At 65.9% G+C, this 19584-nt stretch carries 16 protein-coding genes; 7 read left to right on the forward strand and 9 right to left on the reverse strand.

What is annotated here, in order from left to right:
• Positions 1-7: 7 nt before the first annotated feature.
• Positions 8-1429 (reverse strand): DUF2339 domain-containing protein, encoded by a 1422-nt coding sequence (locus BSF38_RS21430; RefSeq protein ID WP_076349062.1) that lies wholly within the window; start codon positions 1427-1429, stop codon positions 8-10.
• Positions 1430-1617: 188 nt separating this feature from the next.
• Positions 1618-2964, reverse strand: coding sequence for an NADP-specific glutamate dehydrogenase (gene gdhA / locus BSF38_RS21435; RefSeq protein ID WP_076349064.1), 1347 nt, complete (start codon positions 2962-2964; stop codon positions 1618-1620).
• A gap of 404 nt (positions 2965-3368) precedes the next feature.
• Between gdhA and BSF38_RS21440 the strand changes: the two genes are divergently transcribed.
• Positions 3369-3878, forward strand: a complete 510-nt coding sequence (locus tag BSF38_RS21440; RefSeq protein ID WP_076349066.1) for a gamma carbonic anhydrase family protein — start codon at positions 3369-3371, stop codon at positions 3876-3878.
• Between the two features lie 200 nt (positions 3879-4078).
• On the opposite strand, the gene BSF38_RS21445 is transcribed toward BSF38_RS21440, so the two are convergent.
• The gene (locus BSF38_RS21445) at positions 4079-4480 is read right to left on the reverse strand and encodes a type II toxin-antitoxin system VapC family toxin (RefSeq protein ID WP_076349068.1); all 402 of its coding nucleotides are present in this window, start codon (positions 4478-4480) and stop codon (positions 4079-4081) included.
• Positions 4477-4719: a hypothetical protein gene (locus tag BSF38_RS21450; RefSeq protein WP_076349070.1), complete on the reverse strand. Its 243-nt coding sequence runs from the start codon at positions 4717-4719 to the stop codon at positions 4477-4479. The genes BSF38_RS21445 and BSF38_RS21450 overlap by 4 nt, the downstream gene beginning before the upstream one ends.
• A 319-nt stretch (positions 4720-5038) precedes the next feature.
• Between BSF38_RS21450 and BSF38_RS21455 the strand changes: the two genes are divergently transcribed.
• Positions 5039-5311: a hypothetical protein gene (locus BSF38_RS21455; RefSeq protein WP_076349072.1), complete on the forward strand. Its 273-nt coding sequence runs from the start codon at positions 5039-5041 to the stop codon at positions 5309-5311.
• A gap of 19 nt (positions 5312-5330) precedes the next feature.
• Positions 5331-5837: a DUF2243 domain-containing protein gene (locus tag BSF38_RS21460; RefSeq protein ID WP_076349074.1), complete on the forward strand. Its 507-nt coding sequence runs from the start codon at positions 5331-5333 to the stop codon at positions 5835-5837.
• Positions 5838-5868: 31 nt separating this feature from the next.
• Here the strand turns inward: BSF38_RS21460 and BSF38_RS21465 are convergent, their stop codons facing one another.
• Positions 5869-9237 (reverse strand): AsmA family protein, encoded by a 3369-nt coding sequence (locus BSF38_RS21465; RefSeq protein ID WP_076349076.1) that lies wholly within the window; start codon positions 9235-9237, stop codon positions 5869-5871.
• A 445-nt stretch (positions 9238-9682) separates the two neighbouring features.
• Here BSF38_RS21465 and BSF38_RS21470 point away from each other — a divergent pair, with 445 nt between their 5' ends.
• On the forward strand, positions 9683-11128 hold the full coding sequence (locus tag BSF38_RS21470) for a serine hydrolase domain-containing protein (protein ID WP_237170556.1): 1446 nt from the start codon (positions 9683-9685) through the stop codon (positions 11126-11128).
• A gap of 332 nt (positions 11129-11460) precedes the next feature.
• On the opposite strand, the gene BSF38_RS21475 is transcribed toward BSF38_RS21470, so the two are convergent.
• Positions 11461-12045, reverse strand: coding sequence for a YdeI/OmpD-associated family protein (locus tag BSF38_RS21475; RefSeq protein WP_076349078.1), 585 nt, complete (start codon positions 12043-12045; stop codon positions 11461-11463).
• Between the two features lie 303 nt (positions 12046-12348).
• On the opposite strand from BSF38_RS21475, the gene BSF38_RS21480 reads away from it, so the two are divergent.
• Together BSF38_RS21480 and BSF38_RS21485 are read left to right on the forward strand one after the other, a co-directional pair.
• A complete protein-coding gene (locus BSF38_RS21480) occupies positions 12349-13458 on the forward strand; it encodes an HD domain-containing protein (protein WP_076349080.1) in 1110 nt (369 codons plus the stop codon).
• Positions 13459-13494: 36 nt separating this feature from the next.
• Entirely contained in the window at positions 13495-15651 is a 2157-nt protein-coding gene (locus BSF38_RS21485) for a hypothetical protein (protein WP_076349082.1), read from the forward strand.
• On the opposite strand, the gene BSF38_RS21490 is transcribed toward BSF38_RS21485, so the two are convergent.
• From BSF38_RS21490 to BSF38_RS21500, 3 genes are all read right to left on the reverse strand, one after another.
• On the reverse strand, positions 15632-16657 hold the full coding sequence (locus BSF38_RS21490) for a DUF1559 domain-containing protein (protein WP_076349084.1): 1026 nt from the start codon (positions 16655-16657) through the stop codon (positions 15632-15634). The genes BSF38_RS21485 and BSF38_RS21490 overlap by 20 nt on opposite strands.
• 205 nt (positions 16658-16862) lie before the next feature.
• Positions 16863-18161, reverse strand: coding sequence for a HEAT repeat domain-containing protein (locus BSF38_RS21495; RefSeq protein WP_145952259.1), 1299 nt, complete (start codon positions 18159-18161; stop codon positions 16863-16865).
• Between the two features lie 273 nt (positions 18162-18434).
• A complete protein-coding gene (locus BSF38_RS21500; RefSeq protein WP_237170557.1) occupies positions 18435-18986 on the reverse strand; it encodes an HD domain-containing protein in 552 nt (183 codons plus the stop codon).
• Positions 18987-19209: 223 nt separating this feature from the next.
• Between BSF38_RS21500 and BSF38_RS21510 the strand changes: the two genes are divergently transcribed.
• On the forward strand, positions 19210-19539 hold the full coding sequence (locus BSF38_RS21510; protein WP_076349092.1) for a cupin domain-containing protein: 330 nt from the start codon (positions 19210-19212) through the stop codon (positions 19537-19539).
• Positions 19540-19584: the final 45 nt, after the last annotated feature.

Consider the following 19584-nt stretch of genomic DNA (forward strand, 5'->3'; position numbering starts at 1 on the left):
GTCCGGTTCAGCGACCCGTCGGCCAGATCGGGTCGTTGATCTGGGACCAGGGCTGACGGCCTTCGCGAAGGCCCCGCGCAACTTCGCTGTCGGCCCAGTCCCAGACGCGACTCGGTTTGTGGTCGACGTCGATCGGGGCGATGTTCCACGAACTCGGATAGCAGAACGCCCCGATCGCCTGGACGGTCACGGCCAGCACGATGGTCACGACGAAGCCCGCAACCAAGAGTCGGCTGTGGGCCCAGGCCCATTCGAGTCCGAAGCCGAGCAGAACCGCGAAGATCGGCATGGCGTCGGTCCAGTAGCGCGGTCCGAAGCTGTGACCGGCCCACCAGACCGAGTATTTGGACAACATGACCAGGTCGACGACCAGCGCGCCGAGCATCCAGCGGCCCAGCGGCCAGGATCGGAGACGGCCGATGGTCGCCGGCAGGGTCGCCAGCGCAAGGACCAGCCAGGGGCAGAAGACGAACAGGCCCCGGTTCGGGCTGAACAGCGTCCCGGCCAGCCCCTCGGCGAAGCTCCCCGACCAGGTCCCGTCGCGACCGTGGAGCTGGGGGTGGAGCTTTTCGAGTTCCGACAGCCCGCCCATGACGGACTGGAAGAACCACAGGTTGTAGGCGAGCAGGGCCGATCCCAGGAGGATCGGCCCGGGCAACAACCAGGCGAGCGCGCGAGGGCGTTCAAAGGCCACGCGGAGCATCAGGGCCACGGCGAAGATCAGGTCGAGCGGACGGCAGCAGACCATCATCGCCGTCGTCGCGCCCCCCAGGAGGAGCCGCGCCGGGCTCGTCGGCGGGGGCGTCAGGAAGATCATCGAGAGCGTCAGCATCAAGACCGCCGGGCTGTGCTCCCAGGGCGCCTGGCTGGCGATCATCCAAAGATTCGACCCGAGGGCCACGGCGAGCGTCGCGGGCGCGGCCATCGGCCCGACGCCGAGCCGGCGCAGCAGGCGGTGGATCGCCATCGCCGTCAAGGCCGCGATCAGCGCCGTGGCGACCTTCGACATCCGGCCGGCCCGGAGGAACGCCCTCCCCGGGTTTCGGTCCCACCCCGGGGCGATCCGGTCGAGGATCGCGAGCTGGGCCGCCACGAGCGGGAGACTGACGAGAGCCGGACCGATCGCATAACGCGATATGATATGGCCATGCGACCGCCGCATCGCCCATGACAGCGGGCCGCCGCCGCGGTCTATCAAGACCGGCGCGAATCGGTCGAGATAGGGGCCGTCGCCGCGGGCGATCGCCATCGGCAGCAACTCGCCCGCCGCCGTGTCCTCCGAACCGATCGGGTCGATTCGATTCGACAGATAGACGGCCGTCAGCACGACGCCGAGCAAGAGCGTCCAGCCCCAGCCGCCGGCCCCGGGGGCCGGAGCGACCGTCGGGTCGACAACCGTGGTCTCGACGCGTTGGGCTGGCTTCGACATGATCGGAACCTTGGGAGTGGGAGGACGCGAAAGCCAACGTAGAGCGCGGCTCACGCTCGGGTTGCGCACGCGCCCTACAAGCCCGAAGCGCGATCGAGTGCATGCGTCAGGGATTCATTCACTCCCTGGCGCTTCGGGATTGTAACGCGCCGCCGCCGCCGGCGCGTGCGGCATCCGACTCGGTCAGGTCAGATCAATCCGAAGGCGACCATGGCCTCGGCGACGCGGATGAAGCCCACGGCGTTGGCCCCGATCACGTAGTTGCCCGGGCTGCCGAACTCCTCGGCCATCTCGTAGCAGGACCGGTGGATTTCCTTCATGATCTCGTGCAGCCGACGTTCGGTGTAGTCGAACGTCCAGGCGTCGCGGCTGGCGTTTTGCTGCATCTCCAGGGCCGAGGTCGCCACGCCGCCGGCGTTCGCCGCCTTGCCGGGCGCGTATGAGGTTCCCGCCTCGGAAAACACGCGGACCCCTTCCGGCGTCGTCGGCATGTTCGCCCCCTCGCCCACGGCGATGCAGCCGTTGGCGACGAGCTGACGCGCCGATTCGCCGTCGAGCTCGTTCTGCGTTGCCGACGGCATCGCCACCTGGCAGGGGATCTCCCAGATGTTTCCGCCGGCGATGTACTCGGCGTCGCGGTGCTCCTTGACGTAGCCGGCGATCCGCTCTCGCTCGACTTCCTTGAGCCGTTTCAGCGTCTCCAGGTTGATCCCGTCCTTGTGGTAGATCACGCCGGCGGAGTCGGAGCACGCCACGACCTTGCCGCCCAACTCCTGGATCTTCTCGATCGTATAGATCGCCACGTTGCCCGAGCCCGAGACGACGCATCGCTTGCCTTCAAACGACTGGCCGCGGACCTTGAGCATCTCGTCGACGAAGTAGACGGCACCGTAGCCCGTCGCTTCGCGACGGACGAGCGCGCCGCCCCACTGGGGGTTCTTGCCCGTCAGCACGCCCGACTCGTAGCGATTGGTAATCCGCTTATATTGGCCGAACAAGTAGCCGATCTCGCGGGCACCCACGCCGATGTCGCCGGCCGGCACGTCGGTGTATTCGCCGAGGTGGCGGTACAGCTCGGTCATGAAGCTCTGGCAGAACCGCATCACCTCGTCGTCCGACTTGCCCTTGGGGTCGAAGTCCGATCCTCCCTTGGCCCCGCCGATCGGCAGCCCGGTCAAGGCGTTCTTGAAGATCTGCTCGAAGCCGAGGAACTTGACGATCCCGAGATAGACCGACGGGTGGAACCGGAGTCCCCCCTTGTACGGCCCCAGCGCGCTGTTGAACTCGACCCGAAAGCCGCGGTTGATATGGACTTCGCCGCGGTCGTCCTGCCAGGGGACCCGAAAAATGATCTGGCGTTCGGGCTCGCAGATCCGCTCGATGATCTTGTGATCGGCGAACTCGGGGTGCTTGCGGAGGACCGGCCCGAGGGTGTCGATGACCTCCCTGACGGCTTGGTGGAACTCGGCCTCGCCCGGGTTGCGGTGGATGACCTGGCGGTAAATCTGTTCAATTTGCTCGGCGATTCGGGGCATGGAAGAGATACCCTGGGGTTGATGGTAAAGCCTGGATGCGGCATTTGTTTGGGGGGCGAGGCCGGTTGACCGAGGACGTTCAAGGGCGCGGAGCCGTGGGCTGCTGTCGACGCATCGGCGGCCAGATCGCCTCGCTTCGCCCGGTTTGGGCGTCGCCCGCCGGCCGAAACCCTTATCACGAAACAGCTTTGCCGATGGCGACCCGGCCCGCCTCATGACGAGGATGAGCGCCCGCCGTGATCAACCCGGCACGACCCGAGCGAGGATGGGGGCCTCGATCGTCTTCTCAAATAGGGTTTACAGCTCTATCGGCAGAAAAGACCAGTGTACTTCTCGTCTCCCCCAAAAGACCAGAGTTCCTCTCTTTCCTCACCGCTCCCCCCTGACCCACCGGACTCCTTCGCATGATCGATCCATCCGCCTTCATCGCCGCCGGGGCCGTCGTTCTGGGCGACGTCCAGCTCGGCAGAGACGCGAGCGTCTGGTACAACGCCGTCCTCCGGGGCGACGCCGAGCGGATCGCCGTCGGCGACGAGACGAACATCCAGGACCTGTCGATGCTCCACGCCGATCCCGGCTTCCCCTGCGTCGTCGGCCGCCGGGTCACCGTGGGACATCGCGCCATCCTCCATGGCTGCATCGTGGAGGACGATTGCCTCATCGGCATGGGCGCGACCCTGCTCAACGGAGTCCGTATCGGCCGAGGCTCGGTCGTCGGCGCCGGCGCGGTCCTCGTCGAGGGAATGGACGTCCCGCCCGGTTCCTTGGTCCTCGGCGTTCCCGCCCGGATCATTCGTCAGGTCGACGAATCGACCCGAGCCCGGATCGACCACGCCTGGCGGCACTACGTCGAACAGTCCCGACAACACCTGGCCGGTGACTTTCCGGTCGTCCCGCCGACGCGGCCCGCGTGACGCCCGTAAGGGATTCGCAAGTAGAACAGTCGCCCGAGCGTTCGAGCCGGATGTGGATTCGGATGTGGATGTGGAGTGCGGCGGCTTGCCGCCGCATGAGTGTTAGGCGCGGGAGCAAGCTCCCGCGCTCCACGGTTCGGTCGCACGCCACGCGTCCTGGGGGGCGGACTAGCTTGCTGTTTTCAGGTCCCCAACTAAGATTACGGCACGACGCCCAGAGTGCCGAACTGCCGAAAATGTTCGTCGAACGCAAAGGCCGTGGCGATCCCGAGCCGCTCCATGACGACACGACTGACGCAATCAGTGAAGCTCCAGCCCTTGTCCTGATAGGTGGAGAAGACCCGCCACGCCTCTTCGACGTCGAACGGCGTGACCCGTTCCATTTCGCATACTTGACCACGAAGAATCCGCGGCCCGATTTCGAGGGCGCGTTGGTACTCGCCGCGCACCTTGAGCAGCGTCAACAACTCGTCGAGCACATAATCGGTCGTGATGAGTGGCTGAGCGTTGCGGTCGAGCCACGCTTTGGCGGCGTTATGGTCGGGATCAGTGGGGACGAACCGGGCGAACCACGCGCCGGTATCGACGAATATGCCGCTCATCGCGTGTAGATGAGGCGGTCATGGTCGCGGTTAGTCAGGCCGTCGCCGTGCTCGGCTGTAGGCATTGTATCGACCAATCGGCATAGTTGGGTCAACGCCTCGTGTTGCTTGGCGGTTCGATCGACCGAGGGACTCTCGGTACGGATCGATTTCAGGATGCGGTTTGCGACCTCCCACATTTCCGGCGCGGATAGTCCGGACAGCGTCTGCTCGATAGCCTCCCATTGCTGCTGTGTCATCGTGGAGATCCTCTGTTGTCAACCTCTTCATCCCCAATTCAACTTAGCACATTCGGCTCATGTGGGCCAATCGGTGGGCGGCCTCCCAATTACAAACCAGGCGTCCCCACGGCTTCGTGAGGGTCTGGATTTGCTTTCCGCATTCGCTGAGTCGAATCTGGTCTTTTCGATCGCGATGAGTCAGGAATCGTCGTATCATCGGAGCGCCGGGCGGCCTCCATGACGGCGCCCGCGAGAACGACCAAGAACAAATCCAACACTATCCGCGCCGCACGGGTCTCTCGCTCCGCAGGCTTTGTGGAAGGAGGCGACCGAGGTGATGAAAATTCTCTCACGTCTGGTGATCCTTGCCTCCCTGGCGGTTCTGGGCGCCGACGCCGTCCGGGCTTGTCCGCTTTGCAGATCGGAGACGGGGGAGCGGGTGCGGGCCGGCATCTTGAATGACGATTTCGCCTACCACCTCCTCGTGACCTTCCTTCCTTTCCCCGTGTTTCTCGGCGTCGTGGCGGTGATGTATTTCGGCCCGCCGTGGGCGAGGCAGGCATCTCGGCGGTCGGACTCGCCCGAGCCGGGAGCGGCGGAGGAGCCCTGACCCGGAATCGAGGCGAATCATGGACAACGCATCAAAGCTCCGGCAGCTGACCGCCGCCGGGACCTTACTCGGCATCGGTATGGGCGGGTTCGTCGACGGCATCCTGTTCCATCAGGTGCTGCAACTCCACGGCATGCTCTCGGCGAAGTATCCCAGGACGGGCGTCGATGCGACGACCGCCCTGGTGAACGTCGAGATCAATATGTTCTGGGACGGACTGTTCCATGCCTTCACCTGGACCATGACGGCTTTGGGAATCGCCCTCCTCTGGCATGCGGTCCAGCGAAGGGACGTTCCCCTCTCGACCAGGACCTTGGTCGGGTCGCTGGCGCTGGGCTGGGGCCTGTTCAACCTGATCGAGGGCGTCATCGACCACGAGCTGCTGGGGATACACCACGTCGTCGAGGCCGGGAATCACCTGCCCTGGGATATGGCGTTCCTCGCCTCCGGGGTCGTCCTGATCCTCTTCGGCTGGTCCACGATCCGGGCGGATCACGGCGACGATACGGCGACGGCGGCTCGCTGATGCGACGCGGGGGTGGTTCGCGGCCTCGGCATCAGCGCCGCTTGGGCTGGGCGAGGTCGCGGCCGACGCCTTCGAGGGCTTTGAGGGCGTCGCGGCCGAACGAGCCGCCGGTGGAGTTGCCGTTGCCGTTGCCGGCGGCGGGGGGGATGACCTGGTCGAGCAGGCGGCCGGCCTGGGCCTGCACGCCGCGCTTGACCATCGAGCGGGCAGCGTCCTTGAGGGCGAGTCGGAGGCCGTTGCGGTCGATGATCGGGTGCGAGATCGTGCCGCCGATCGGGATCGTGATGTTCGTGCCGCCGACGAACTGCTTGGCGGCGGCGTTGCCCCCGAGCATCTGGGGCGTGACGGGGACCGATGCGCGCAAAGCCAGGGTTTTGTCGAAGCCGACGGACCCCTGGATGCTCGCCTTCGTGCCGTTGGCCAGCGGGATCGTCAGCCCGCTCTGCTTGACCCGGCCGTCGGCGATCTGGAGCTGCAACGGCTGCTCCAACGTCAGCTTGGGCGCGGTGTTGCCCGTCAGCGTGACGATCTCGGCGGTGAACGGGCCGGGCTGGAAGACGACGTCCTGGAAGACGAGTTGGCCGTCGACGCGGAGGGCCCCGTCGCCGATCAGCGGGATCGACGCGCCGTCGACCGTCAGCGAGACCTTGCCGGAGACGTTGCTGGACTTGCTGAGGATCGGGGCGATGTACGACAACACGTCGTCGGAGACGTCCTTGTTGATCGCCGCGCCCTCGATCTTGGTTCCCTTGGCCAATCGGAGCCAGAGGGCGTTCGGGTCTTCGAGGTCGAGGTCGGCGCTGATCGCGAGCGTCCCGTCGTTGAGCGTTGACGCGATCGGATCGAACACGGCCTTGCCGCCGGCCAATCGCAGCACGACCGGCGTCGGGCCGATCTTCATGCCGAACGCCTGAGCCGAGGCGAGATCGACCCCCAGCTCTCCTTCCATCCCCTTCAACATCTGGGACGCCGAGCCCCCCGCAAGCGACCCCTTGAGGTGGAACGGCCTCACGGTCGCGCGAACCTGGGCGTGCGGCTCGACGGCCGATGCCACGAGCGGGTCGAGCGTCTCCCAGCGCGGCTCCAGGGTGCCCGCGACGTCGGCCAGGCGCCTGGCGCGGGCTTCGGCGATCGTCCCGCCGCCGACCAGCCGGCCGTAGACGGTGGTCAGGTCCAGGTTGGTCAGGACGAGCTGGTCGTTGGACGTCGCATAGGCCCCGTTCAGGGCGAGGGAGACCGGGCCTCGGGGGGTGGTCGCCACGAGATTGGGCGAATTCACCCAGCCGTTGAAGTCGAGCCGACCGTCGAGCTGACGGGCCAGGGTCACCCGTCCCGACCAGTCGCCTCCCAGGCCGCGCGGGGGAGAAGCCGTCCAGTAGCCGAGCGCCCGATCGAGCGCCGACAGCTCGCCGACGAGCACGGTGTCGATGGTCATCGGAGCGTCGGCCTTGCCGATCCCGCTCAGCATGAACCCCTGGGGGCCGATGGCGATGCCGGCGGACGGCTGTGCGCCGACCGGAACGAGAACCAGTTGCCCGGCGGCCACGTCGAGCTGACCCTTCGCTCGCAGGCTGACCGCGGCCGAGGCGGCCCGGCGGTCGACGGGGGTCGCGGTCAGTTGGACCTCGTCGAGGTGATACACCTGGCCGACCCGTCGTACCGAAACCTTGCCCGAGGCGACGGCCGGGGCGGGCGTCGTGATCGGGATCGAGCCGTCGAGGACGACGGCGGCGACGCCTTCAGTGACCGTCGCTTGCAGGCTCGCCTTCGTCTCACCGGCCTTGACGCCCAGCCGGACGGCGTGCCAGTCGAGCGGCGTCCCGTTCTTGTCGCGAGGACCGTCGGCGGCCCCTTCGAGGCGGACGTGGTCGCGAATGATCGGCTCGGCCGTGAGGCCCGCGACCTTCAACCCGTCGAACTCGGCCGCGAGCCGGGCCTTGAACATCCCGCCGTCGGGGCGATAGTCGGCGGCCACTCTTCCCTTGCCGGCGAGGTTCACCGCGCCCAGCTCGATCAGCTCGCGGGCCTGCGCTTCGATCGCCGCGAGGTCGACCGTGCCCGAGAGCTTCACGCCGCGCTCAAGGTCGCCCGTCGCGGTGGCGTCGACGCCCGCCGCCTTGATGGCGAACGACTCGACGGCCGTGTTCCCCTTGCTGCGAACCAGGGCGGTCGAAAACGAGGCGGGTTTGTGCAAGGTGAGCGGGCGTCCCCCCTCGGTCGCGGCCAGGTCGGCCAGGTTCGCCGAGAGGTCGAGCCGCTCGGCACCGTCGCGCGTGGTCAGGGCGGCCTCGATTCGGGCCTGGCCCTTGTTGATCACGATGCCGTGTCGCAGCGGAATCGCCCGCGGCAAGAGCTTCGAAGTCGCGGCCAGGTCGACGTGGCCCGACAGCCGGGTGGGAGTTTCGCCGGTCGCCGGGATGTCGCCGGTCGCCGTCAGCTCGCCGATCGGGCTTTTGAGGTCGAGCTTGCGAATCGACCAGCCCGAGGACGTCTGCGTGACGTCGCAGCCGGCCGTCACACTCTCCAGCGCGAGCCGATCCCCCGCTAGGACGGGGCCGTCGGCGACGACGTCGCGGAGGACCACGTCGCCCTGGGCCGACCAGAGACCCTGCTTGCGGTCGGCCTTGAGGGGCCCGTCGAGCCGCCACCTGGCAGTGACGCCCGCCTGGCGGACGGCGAGCGGCCAGTTCTTGCCGGTGAGGGTCAACGATTGGTCGGGCGAGGTCCCGGGCGCCGCGTTCATGTCGTAACCGGCGTGCAGATCCAGGGAACGGCCTTCGTCGGTGAGGGTCACGGCGACGTCGAGGGGCTTGCCGGGGACGATCGTCGCCGAGGCCTCGAAGGCGCCCGCGGTGATCGGCTCGGCCAGTTCGGGGCTGGCGATCCGCGCGCGGCCTCCCTTGACGACGACCGCCACGGCCGGGCTCTGTCCCGGTCCCGGACCTGGATCACCGCCCCGAGACTCGCCGCCCCCGCCCATCAGCCCGCCGAGCGCGTCGAGGACGTCGATGGAGCCGTCGGCTCGGCGCTCGACGTCGACGCTCGCCCCTTCGACACGGATCACACCGTAGTCGGATCGAGACGCGACCAGGCCGAGGATTCCCCGGTCGGTCCGGACGGAATCGGCCGTGACGACGGTTTTGCCCTGCGGGTCGACCAGGACGAGATCTTTGAGGACGAGCCCGCGCGTCCAGGACAGCGACACCCCGCCCAGCTCGATCCGTCCCGGATTGAGCTTCTTGTTGATCGCCTGCACCAGCATGCGGCGTGCGGGGGAGGTGCTGAGCACGGTCGGCAGCGACGCGAGCATGAGGAGGAACAGGATCGCGAGAACCACGATCGATCGGATCAAGCGTCTGAGTCGCTTCGGCGGCTTCGCGGCGATGACTTGTTCGTCCATGGCTGCGTGGGCTCCTTCCCGGGTGGACCTTCGAATCGTCGGTCGGGCCGAGACCAATCCGGCCCATCGGGCCTTGTCAAATCTCGACCCGAGGCGTTCATCCGCTTGACAGCCCGGTGAGGCCGCTCGCAAGCCCGATGAGGGTCGTTCGGCTGGCAGTGATTCGTGCGATTTCAGTAGCTTGCCTGATTACGACGATTGGTCCAGCCCAGTCCGCGAGTTCGGCGGCCTCTGCGCTGAGGATTCAACCTGCATTGGATCATCCAACTCTGGGGCGTCCGCGGGCTGCGAGGTAGCCGTCCTTCTCTTGTCGACACGACACACCATTTTCAAATATCTCGGAACCAGCGCCGAATAGTATCGCGACACGTCCCCGGCGGCGATGGAAGATTCCTCGCGCTCCTTGGGCCGAACTTTCCAATTTCCCACGATGATGGAACTTGCGATGAGACTCACGACGGGCGCGATTCTTCTCCATGTGGTTTTCGGTGCGTCGTTGGCCCGGGCTCAGGATGCGCCTCGGCCGCCTGGGACGGTCAAGGCCGAGGCGACGACGGGCTCTGCTTCGGCCGGCGTCGACTCTTATGTATTGGGCCTGATGCAGAAGCGCCACATCCCGGGCGTTTCAGTCGCCGTCGTGCTGGACGGGAAAGTGGTGCTGGCGAAAGGGTACGGCCTGGCGAACGTCGAACTCCAGGTTCCGGCGACGGAGAACACCGTCTATCAACTCGCCTCGGTGACCAAGACGTTCACCGCGACCGCGATCATGATGCTCGTGAAGGATGGGAAACTCACGCTCGACGACAAGATCACGGCGCGACTTTCGGATCTCCCGGCGGCCTGGGAAAAAGTGACTGTCCGCCATCTGCTGAGTCATACATCAGGAATCAAGAGTTATACGTCCGTTAAGGATTTCTTCAAGACGGCGCGTAAGGACTACGCCCAGCGCGAGATCATCGATCTGGTGGCGAAGGAGCCGCTGGAATTCGTGCCGGGCGAGAAGTGGAACTACAGCAATACGGGCTACTTCTTGCTGGGGATGCTCATCGAGAAGGTGGCCGGCAAGCCGTACGGGGAGTTCATGGCCGAGCGCATCTTCAAGCCGCTCGGCATGGCGCGGACGCGCGTCAACGATCTCCGGGCCATCATCCCCAACCGCGCGCAAGGGTATGAGTGGGACGGCAAGGAGCTGAAGAACGGGGAGTACGTCAGCCCGACCCAGCCGTTCTCGGCGGGCATGCTCGTCTCGACCGTCAGCGACCTGGTCAAGTGGGACGCCTCCCTCGCCAACCACACCTTGCTCGACGAGGCGACCTTGCAACAGATGTGGACCGCGACTCGACTGGCCAAGGGGGAGGCGGGCTACGGTTTCGGATGGGGGATCGACAAGGTGAACGGCCACCGACACGTCTCGCACGGCGGCGGGATCCCGGGCTTCTCCACCGAACTCGCCCGCTTCCCGGACGACAAGCTGACCGTGATCGTCCTGACCAACTCGGACGGCGGCCACGCGGGCGCGCTCGCCCGTGGAATCGCCGGCCGGTTCGTACCGGCGCTCGAAGAGAAGGCCGCGGAGCCGATCGCCGACAAGGACGGCAAGACCACCGAGCGTCTCCGGCTCATGCTCGAAGGAGCGCTGAAGGGCGAGGTCGATCTCGAACTCTTCACGGACACGGCCAAGAAAGCGCTCGTCCCGCACATCAAGGAAGGCAAGGACAAGCTCGCCCCGCTCGGCGCTTTGAAGACGTTCGAACTCCTGGAGCGGAAAGAAAACGACGGCGCCTTGCAGTTGCGCTATCGAGCGGTCCTCGAGAAAGAGACGCTCAAAGTCTTCATCGCTCTCGACAAGTCCGGCAAAATCCAGGGCCTGGGGCTCCAACCCGAGGACTGACAATTACCCCAGGGCTGTCGCTCGTTGCGGAGGGAGGCTGCTTTTGCGAGGAAGTCATGCTTGATCCTCGTCGGTCGGCATGGTGGGGCTGAGGTCTCGAAGAATTAAAAAGCGAAGCGTGGCCTCACAAGCTGGTCCGTGAAAACCAAAAACAAGGACTGACCCCAGCGCCGAGGTCTGACCTCAGCGCCGACCCAAATACAAAGTCTGACCCCAGCGCCGACCGGGAGTTGACCTGACCCCTCGGAGCTTGACCCCTGAGAGCTGGGGGAGCTTGGCCCCTGGGAGCATTTGAGCAGCGGAGTGGCTTCTTCGCGTGGTCGCCCCTGGCTTCACCCCGAAGCCTTCCTCCACGTAAACTGCGGCACCCGCTCGCCCCGGGCCGAGTACGCTGCCAGCGAGTTCAGCCGCTTCCGTCGCGTTTCTTCCTTCTTGGCGCTCGCGACCCACCAGTTGACCGCCTTGCGGTAGGACGCGGGCTGCTTTTCATAGAACTTCCAGGCCGCCGGGTCCTCCCGCAGGAGGCCCAGGTACGGCTCGGGCATTTCGACGTCCCCCTGCTCATGGGAGTAGATGCCCGACCGGTCCTCCTTCCGGGCCTCGAACGCCGCCAGGCCGTTCGGCTGCATGCGGCCCAATTCGGTCAGGGCCTGGATCCGGGCGATGTTCACGGTGCTCCAGACGCTGCCCTTCTTACGCGGCGTGAACCGGATCGTGTAGCTCTCGGCGTCGATGCCCTTCCGGACGCCGTCGATCCACCCGTAGCAGAGGGCCTCGTCCACCGATTCCGGCCAGGTGAGACGCTTCCGTCCCAAACCCTTTTTGTAGAAGCCGACCAGGAGGCGATCCGCCGTGGCGTGGTTCTCGGCGAGCCAAGCCCGGAAGTCCTCGGGCGTTTCGAAGAAGATGGGGTCCATGCGCTTCAGCCCTGCCGCTTGACCATCGCGTCGACCCAGGCCGCCGGGGGCGGACTTGGAGGCCGTCGGAGTCAGACTTTGTTCTTGGTTTTTCGTGCCCGTCTCGACTCTGTATCGGCCGCCCGGACGTTTCCGTTACAGGTGCACGTTTTCCGCAAACGGCTTGACCCGGACGAATCGACGCCATAGGGTTGAGCGACAGTCAAATTGGCTGTTGGAGGCGTTCGCTGGCCGGGGGTTCCGGTGGGTTGGCGTCTCGGCCCGGCGTCGCTTTGATGGGCCTAATCGACGCACCTTTCTCCCATGGCTGACGAACGCATCCGGCGGCAGATCGCCTTTCTCGCCGCCCAGCTCATGTATCATCGGACCGAGTCCGAGTACTTCACCGCGAAACGCAAAGCCGCCAAGCAGCTCGGGGTCGAGTATCGATTCCGGCCGGCCGACCTGCCGTCGAACGCCGAGATCCGCGATCAGATCCAGGCGATGGCCCGGATTCACGAGGGGCCGAAGCGGCTCGATCACCTGCGCGACATGCGCTTCGAGGCCCTGCGCCTCATGCGCAAGCTCGCCCGGTTCCGCCCCCGGTTGATCGGCAGCGTCTGGACGGGGCACGTCCGGCAAGGGTCGGACATCGACATCCACATCTTCTCCGACAGCCAGGCGATCGTCACCGACGTCCTTCAGGAATTCGGACTGGAGTACGAAGTCGAGCACAAGCGGATCGTCAAGTACGGCGAGGAGCGGGTTTTCACCCACATCCATATCGACGACCGCTTCCCGTACGAGCTGACCTTGTACCCCGAGGACAAGGTGCATTACGTCTTCAAAAGCTCGATCACCGGCCAGCCGATCGAGCGGGCGTCGATCGCCGAGCTGGAGGCCGCGTTGAAGGCCGAAAACCCCGACGTCGATCTCGATTTCGAGGTCGAACGGGTCGAGGATCAGATCGACCGCTTCGAGTTGTATCGCATGTTGCTTCGCCCTCTCGAAGGGGTCAAGCAGAGCCCGAAGCATCACCCCGAGGGAGACGCGCTCTACCACAGCTTGCAGGTCTTCGAGCTGGCCCGCGACGAGCGGGGGTACGACGAGGAGTTCCTGCTGGCCGCCCTGTTGCACGACGTCGGCAAGGCGATCGACCCGGCCGACCACGTCGTCGCCGGCCTCCAGGCCCTTGAGGGGACGATCACCCAGCGCACCGAGACCCTCATCGCGCTGCACATGGACGCCCTCGCCTACCGCGACGGCTCCCTCGGCGCCCGCGCCCGGTCGCGGCTCGAACAGTCCGAGGAATTCGACGACCTGATGCTGCTCCGCGAACTCGACTCCCGAGGCCGCCAGCCCGGCGCGATCGTCTGCGAACTGGAAGAGGCGCTCGACTACATCCGCGATCTGGCCGAAGAATACGAGGAGTAAGTTCGGGACAGCCATCAATGGGAGGGTTCCGCCGAAGTGACGACGAACGGCAGGTCGTGGGACAAGGTGAAGGGTTGGCTTCAGCGTCTTCGCCCGTGGGTCGATCCCGGGTCGTATCGGCCGCTGATTCTGCTGGTCGTCGTCGCTCTCGGGGTGTTGCTGGGGCCGCTGGCGCTGGACGTCGTCTTCGCGATGGTGTTCAGCCTGCCTCCGTGGTTCCGGAAAGCGTTCGGCCAGGGGTTGGTGCTGTCGATCCTCGGGATCGGGTTGATACGTCTGTGGAGGGTCAAACCATCGGACGCCTGGCCGATCGGTTCGATTGCGGGGGATCAACCGCCCAGATCGGCCGCTGATCGCTGGATTCCCTGGGTTTTGCGTTTGGGGGTGCTCTCGCTCGCGTACCCGATGCTGAGTAACCCCGACGGCTTCGGGTTCTCCGACTGGGATTTCGTGCTCGACAAGTTCGAGGCGTTGCGGCGGACGATCCTGGTCTGGGGGCAGTTTCCGTGGTGGAACCCCTGGTCGCGCGGTGGGTTTCCCCTGGCGTCCGAGCCCCAGATCGGCGCGATCTCGATGGCGACTCCGCTGGTGCTGGTCCTGGGGACGCCGACCGGCCTCGGCGTCTCGGCGATCCTCTGCCTGCTGCTCGCCGTCGAGGGGGCCTATCGGCTCGCCTGGCTCTGGTTTCGAGAGCCCTGGGCGGCGGCGGCCGCGGCGATCGTTTACGGTCTGAACGGGGGCGTGGTCATCGACACGTCCCTCGGATACATCCTGGCGATGAGCTATTGCAGCGTCCCGTGGCTGGCCTACTTCGCCTTTCGGATCGGCCGGAGGTTCTCCGACGGTCTCTGGCTGGGCTTCTGGATGGCCTTCGTGGTGCTGAACGGCATCCAGTACATGAGCCTTTACGCCGCCCCGCTGACGACCGCGATCTGGCTCCGCGCCTTCCGGGTCCAGCCGTCGGAGCGTCGCAAGGCTCTGCTGCTTCACACGGCGGCGGCGGTCGGTGTGTTCTTACTGATGTGCGGCTGGCGGCTGAGCACTATCCTCTTGATCTTGCTCGATGACAAGCGCGAGCGCGTCACGTACTGGAACGAGACGCCGCTCACCCTTTTCCACTACCTGATCCATCGCCCGTCGCCCCACTGGACGGGCGACTTCAACGCGGCGCTCGGCACCGTCTTCGGCGAACTCACCTGCTATGTCGGGCCGGTCGTCCTCGCTCTCGTCGTCGTGAGTCTGGCGTTCGGCTGGCGGTGGTGGCACACGCTGGCGCTCGCCTGCTTCTGGCTCGCGATCGGCTCGTTGAAATGGTATCAGCCGAGCGCCTGGCTGATGGACTGGCCGTTCATCGGGTCGGCCCACGTGGTCACCCGCTGGCGGTTCCTGGGGATGCTGGGGCTCGGCCTGGCGGTCGGCAGCGTCGTGGCCCGATGGCGCGGCTCACGGCGATGGGCGGTTCGCGCTCTGGCCGCATCACTCGTCGGCGTCGTCGCCGTGGACTTCCTCGTTCTGGGCCATCAGCAATTCCCGCTGGCGTTCAGCGTTCGGCCCGATCCCGAGTTGTTCCCTGGGCCGCCGGTCCCGGAGATCGTGAACGTCAAGAGCGGCCTTGGCTACCCGTGCTCTCTGAGAGGGTACGGCGTGATCCAGGGATATGAGCCGATGCTGAGCTATTACCGCAACGCGCCGACGCTTCGCTTGGCTCGCGAAGACCCGGAGTATCGCGGCGAAGCCTGGACCGATCGCGGAACGGTCGAGCCGATCTTCTGGAGCCCGAACCGTCTGATCTTCCAGGTCGAACCGGGCGAGACGGTTCACGTCAATCAAAACCCCAGCTCCTGGTGGTGGGCCAACGGCCGACCCGCATTTCCGGGCCGCCGCTGCGCCGAACTGCTCGTGCCGTTCATCGCGACGGCCGACGCTCAAGGACGGCTCGTGCTGGAGATCCGCCCTCGCGGCTTGTCGTTTGGAATCGGGCTTCACGTCGCGGGGGCGATCCTCATCGGTTTGGCGTGGATGCTGCTCCGTTTACGGCCCGAGCGATCCGATGTCCTCCCCCGGATGACGGGTCGTCGAGCTTCTCAAGCAAAGACGCCCCGACTCCCAACCTGGATCAGGCGGGGAGTCGGGGCGTCGTTTGAGCTTGGGAATTTACGATGGGGGAGGCGTGTCAGTACGAGTCGGAACTGACGACCTCACCGCCGCTGACGCTGCCGAGTGAACGCCAGGTGTCGCCGTTGATGCTGCTCTTGATGAAGTGGACCGAGCCGTCGCCGAAGAGGACGTTGACGCCGCCGGGGTGGTAGCTGCGCGAGATGATCGCCGCATAGGTGGGGCCGCCGGCCTTCTCGCCCTTGCTGATCAGGTCGACCTCGGCCGAGTTGGCATTGGGGCCCCCCTGGACGACCTTGTTCGGCGGCCAAGCCGTTGTAAAGCCGGTCTCCGTCGAGGCGCCGTCGACCCACTCGGCGTGCCCGGTCGTCTTGTAGGTGCAAGCCCCGGAGAGGTATTCCGGCACGGCCGCGTAGGGGTCGGCGGCCGGCGAGGGCATGGAGCCGGGCTCAAGGACCGTCGACAGCGAGCAACTGGTCAGAAATCCCTGGTACGTCTTGACTTCGGAAGAGATCAGCGTGTTGCTCAGGCCGTCGGTGAATTCGGCCAAGCGACGGCTTCGATTCGGGCTGAACGCGCCTCGACTCGGAGCCGAGCCGACGCCGCCGAAGACGTACCAATCGCCCACGTTCACGTTGTAATTCAGGACCCCGTACTGAGCCGTGGCCGTCGGCTTCGGCTGGGGCTTGATCTCGCTCGGGCAGATGAACCCGGCAATCGTCATCTGCGGCACCGTCGTGTTGGCCGGCTGCGAGTAAGACAGCGTGAAATTGATCAGGTTGAACGCATTCTCCTGCTCGATGAACGGGAGCAAGCGAGCCTGAGCGCTCCAGCCGTTCGACCAGAACCCCGTCCCGGTCTTGGTCGTGGCCACGACCACCGACATCGGCAGGACGCTCTGGCTGCTCTCGTAATTGGCGAGCGCCAGCCCGAGCTGCTTCAGGTTGTTCGTGCACTGAATCCGCCTCGCCGCCTCACGAGCCGCCTGCACCGCCGGCAACAGCAGCGCGATCAAGACGGCGATGATGGCGATCACCACAAGCAGTTCGATCAGCGTGAAACCTCGTGTACGCGCTCGTTGCATGGCTGGCTTGAAGCTCCCCATCGAAGAAGAATCCCAACTCGGGGCCAGATTTCATTAAGATTTCTTAGTCTATTGGAATTGAGACTCAGTCTCAGGTTCAGAGAAGTCTGGCAGACATGAATCTCTGTGTCAAGTGGTCAGCATTGAAGGATCGCTAAGGTGAAGGGCGGGCCGCGGGGCAGATTTGGGGAGAGGTTTCGCCGCTCTACCAGCCTTTGAGATACTCTCGAAGCCGCATTACGGCCTCGGGCTCCATGGCTGGACCGTACGTCTCCAGAGCGGTCGAGATACGACGGAGGTTCTCCGGCGACGGCGGGGTGAAAGAGCGATTGAATCGCGCGAACCAGTCCGCGATGAGCCGATGCGCTCGCGCCGCGATCTCCGGATCATCGTCGGAGCACGCTCGGATGAGATAGGGGAGTCGTTCCCATTTCCCCAGTCCGGCCAGCAAGCCCAGGGAATGGCGGCGCGCATGGGAACGGCGATCCCGTTCGAACACCTGCCAGAGCCGTTCCGGGGCGATCAAGCGGAGCCGCCCTCGGAGGGCGTCCTTGGCCGCGCGGCTGACGTTCGGCCGGTCGTCCTCAAGGGCTCGGAGCAAGTCGTCGATGTGGGAATCGCCATCGAGCCGGCCCAGGGCTCGGGCGGCGGCGCGGCGGATCTTCGTGTTGGGTTGAGACAGCCACGGCTCGACCAGTTTGGCGTCCTCGCGGGTTCCCGTCTCTCCGAGGCCGGCGAGGGCGGAGGAGAGGTTCTTCAGGCGGCCTTCGTAAACTGCCGCGCGATAGAACGACCGGGCGTCGAATCCGCCGGACTTCGCCAGGTGGTAGCGGGCGATCTCCCGGATCGAGACGTGCGGGTCGAGCAGCGAGGCCCTGAGGACGGGCTCGACATGCTCGGGCGACATCTCAACCAGCCCGACGAGAGCCTGCCGGCGCACCGGCATGAACCGATCGCGCGCCATCACGGCCGTCAGGTCGAGATAGTCCTCAAGGCCGAGCGTCGAACCGGCCGTCCGGGCCGCCCAGAGGCGGACGCTCGGGTCGTCGTCCCGGATCGCTTGTCCGAGAAACTCCAGCCGAGGGATGTCGGCCGTCTCGATCGCCAGGCGGAAGCAGAGCCGCCGGACGGCCCGGTCGGCGGAAGTAAGACCCTCCAGCAGGGCCGGGCGAGACTCCGGGGCCCGAAGCTGATCAAGGACGGCGGCGACGAACGGCGCGTGGTCGTGCCGGCCGCAATCGGCGAGCCGGATCACGAGCGGGAGGTTGCGGACGAAATGCCCGGCGTATTCGGGACGGAGCCGCGCCTGGAGGGCGGCGAGGGCCGCCTCACGCACCGGAGAGACCCAGTCGTTGACGCAAACGAGCAGGAACGGGACTTCGGAGCCGTCGGTGCTTTTCGCCAGCCGTCGCACGGCTGCCTCTCGGACGTGGCCGTTGCGGCTCATGCTGGCGACGTCCGGCGAGTCCAGAGCAATCCGGTCGGTCGCGAACGGTTGATACAAGTTCTCGGAAATCGGAGCGTTTGAAACACGACGACCGAAGATGAAATACTCCGCCACGCTTAGGAGAAGGCGTTGGAAGATCGAAAGTGGGTCGGGCGGCGAGGTGTAAGCGTTCACAGGAGCAATCCTCTCGCTCGATGGCGCACGGGTGATGCGGTTCGTTCGTTGGCAGCCTCGGTCTCTCCCGGTCACCTCGTGAGCGAGGGGGGGGCGGGGCGACCTCCATCGGGTTCGAGGCCGAAATCGAGCATCGGGTTCGCGGCTTCCGACAGATCAGCGAATCTCATCGGGTTCGATCCCCCATTCCTCTCGAACGAACTCCGGGACCTTCCGGAAGCTCGCCCGGCCGTCGGCCCACCGGATCGTCTCGGGCCGTCTCGCGACCTCGGTGCAGAGAAGGCTGGGATGGGGCGTGATCCCGACCCGGCCCAGGTCGAGTCGGTCGGAGTCCCAGCAAGTCTGGATCGTGACGTCGGGATGCGTGCGCTCGTGAGTATGGCCGGCGCAGGCTCGGTGCAGCAGGTGGAAAGCGTGGTCGGGCAGTTCGAAGAGCCGGCCTCGGAGCGTTCGGGCGAACTCGGCGGCGCGAGGACCGTGGTCCGGGTCGTGCCCCTCGTTGACCCGCCGGGAGTCGTGGAGCACGGCGAACAGCCGAACCACCTCGACTTCGGCGCCCGTCTCCCCGGCCAGGTGGAGTCCGTTCTCGTACACCCTCGCCCAGTGTGCGACGCCGTGGTCGCCGTCCCATGGTAGGGCGTATTCTTCGAGGACGGCGCGGAGGATCAGGGGGATGTTCGTCGCCATCGTGCTCCGATCAGGCTTCACGCCGGCTCTCGGGCCAGGGGTTGGAACGGTCCGCGATTTCCCATAGTTTATCACTACGGCGGCGCGAGATCTCCGATCGGAACCCGCTCGTCTCCGTCGGGTCGGCGGTTGGCCCGCGCCGGGCGGAGCGCCTGCCGAGGGTGATTCAGGAGGAAGCGTTTCGGAAGGGCCTGATCCCCTACATCCCAGAAGACCGGGCGGGCGATCCCGCCGAGGAGTAGCCGTGAACGGTCTCACGAACCTGTTCGCCGAGATTCCCGCCGAGCCGCCCGAGGAACTGTTGCAGACGCTCCTTCACGCGCCGGGAGTTCGCATCGAGCGGATCGTCTCATTCGGCCACGCTTCGCCCGAAGGGTTCTGGTACGATCAGGAGACGGCCGAATGGGTGCTGTTGCTGACCGGTGGGGCCAGGCTGAGATTCGAAGGGGAGGAGCCGATCGACCTGCGGTCGGGCGCGTTCGTCAACATCCCCGCCCACACGCGACACCGGGTCGAGTGGACCGACCCGAGCCAGCCGACGGTCTGGCTGGCGATCCATTACGATTCGACGTGACGACGCCGACCGGTCGGCGATTCACCTCGGAGACGGGCGCTGTTC

Origin of the sequence: Paludisphaera borealis, assembly GCF_001956985.1 — a bacterium.
Taxonomy (GTDB): Bacteria; Planctomycetota; Planctomycetia; order Isosphaerales; family Isosphaeraceae; genus Paludisphaera; species Paludisphaera borealis.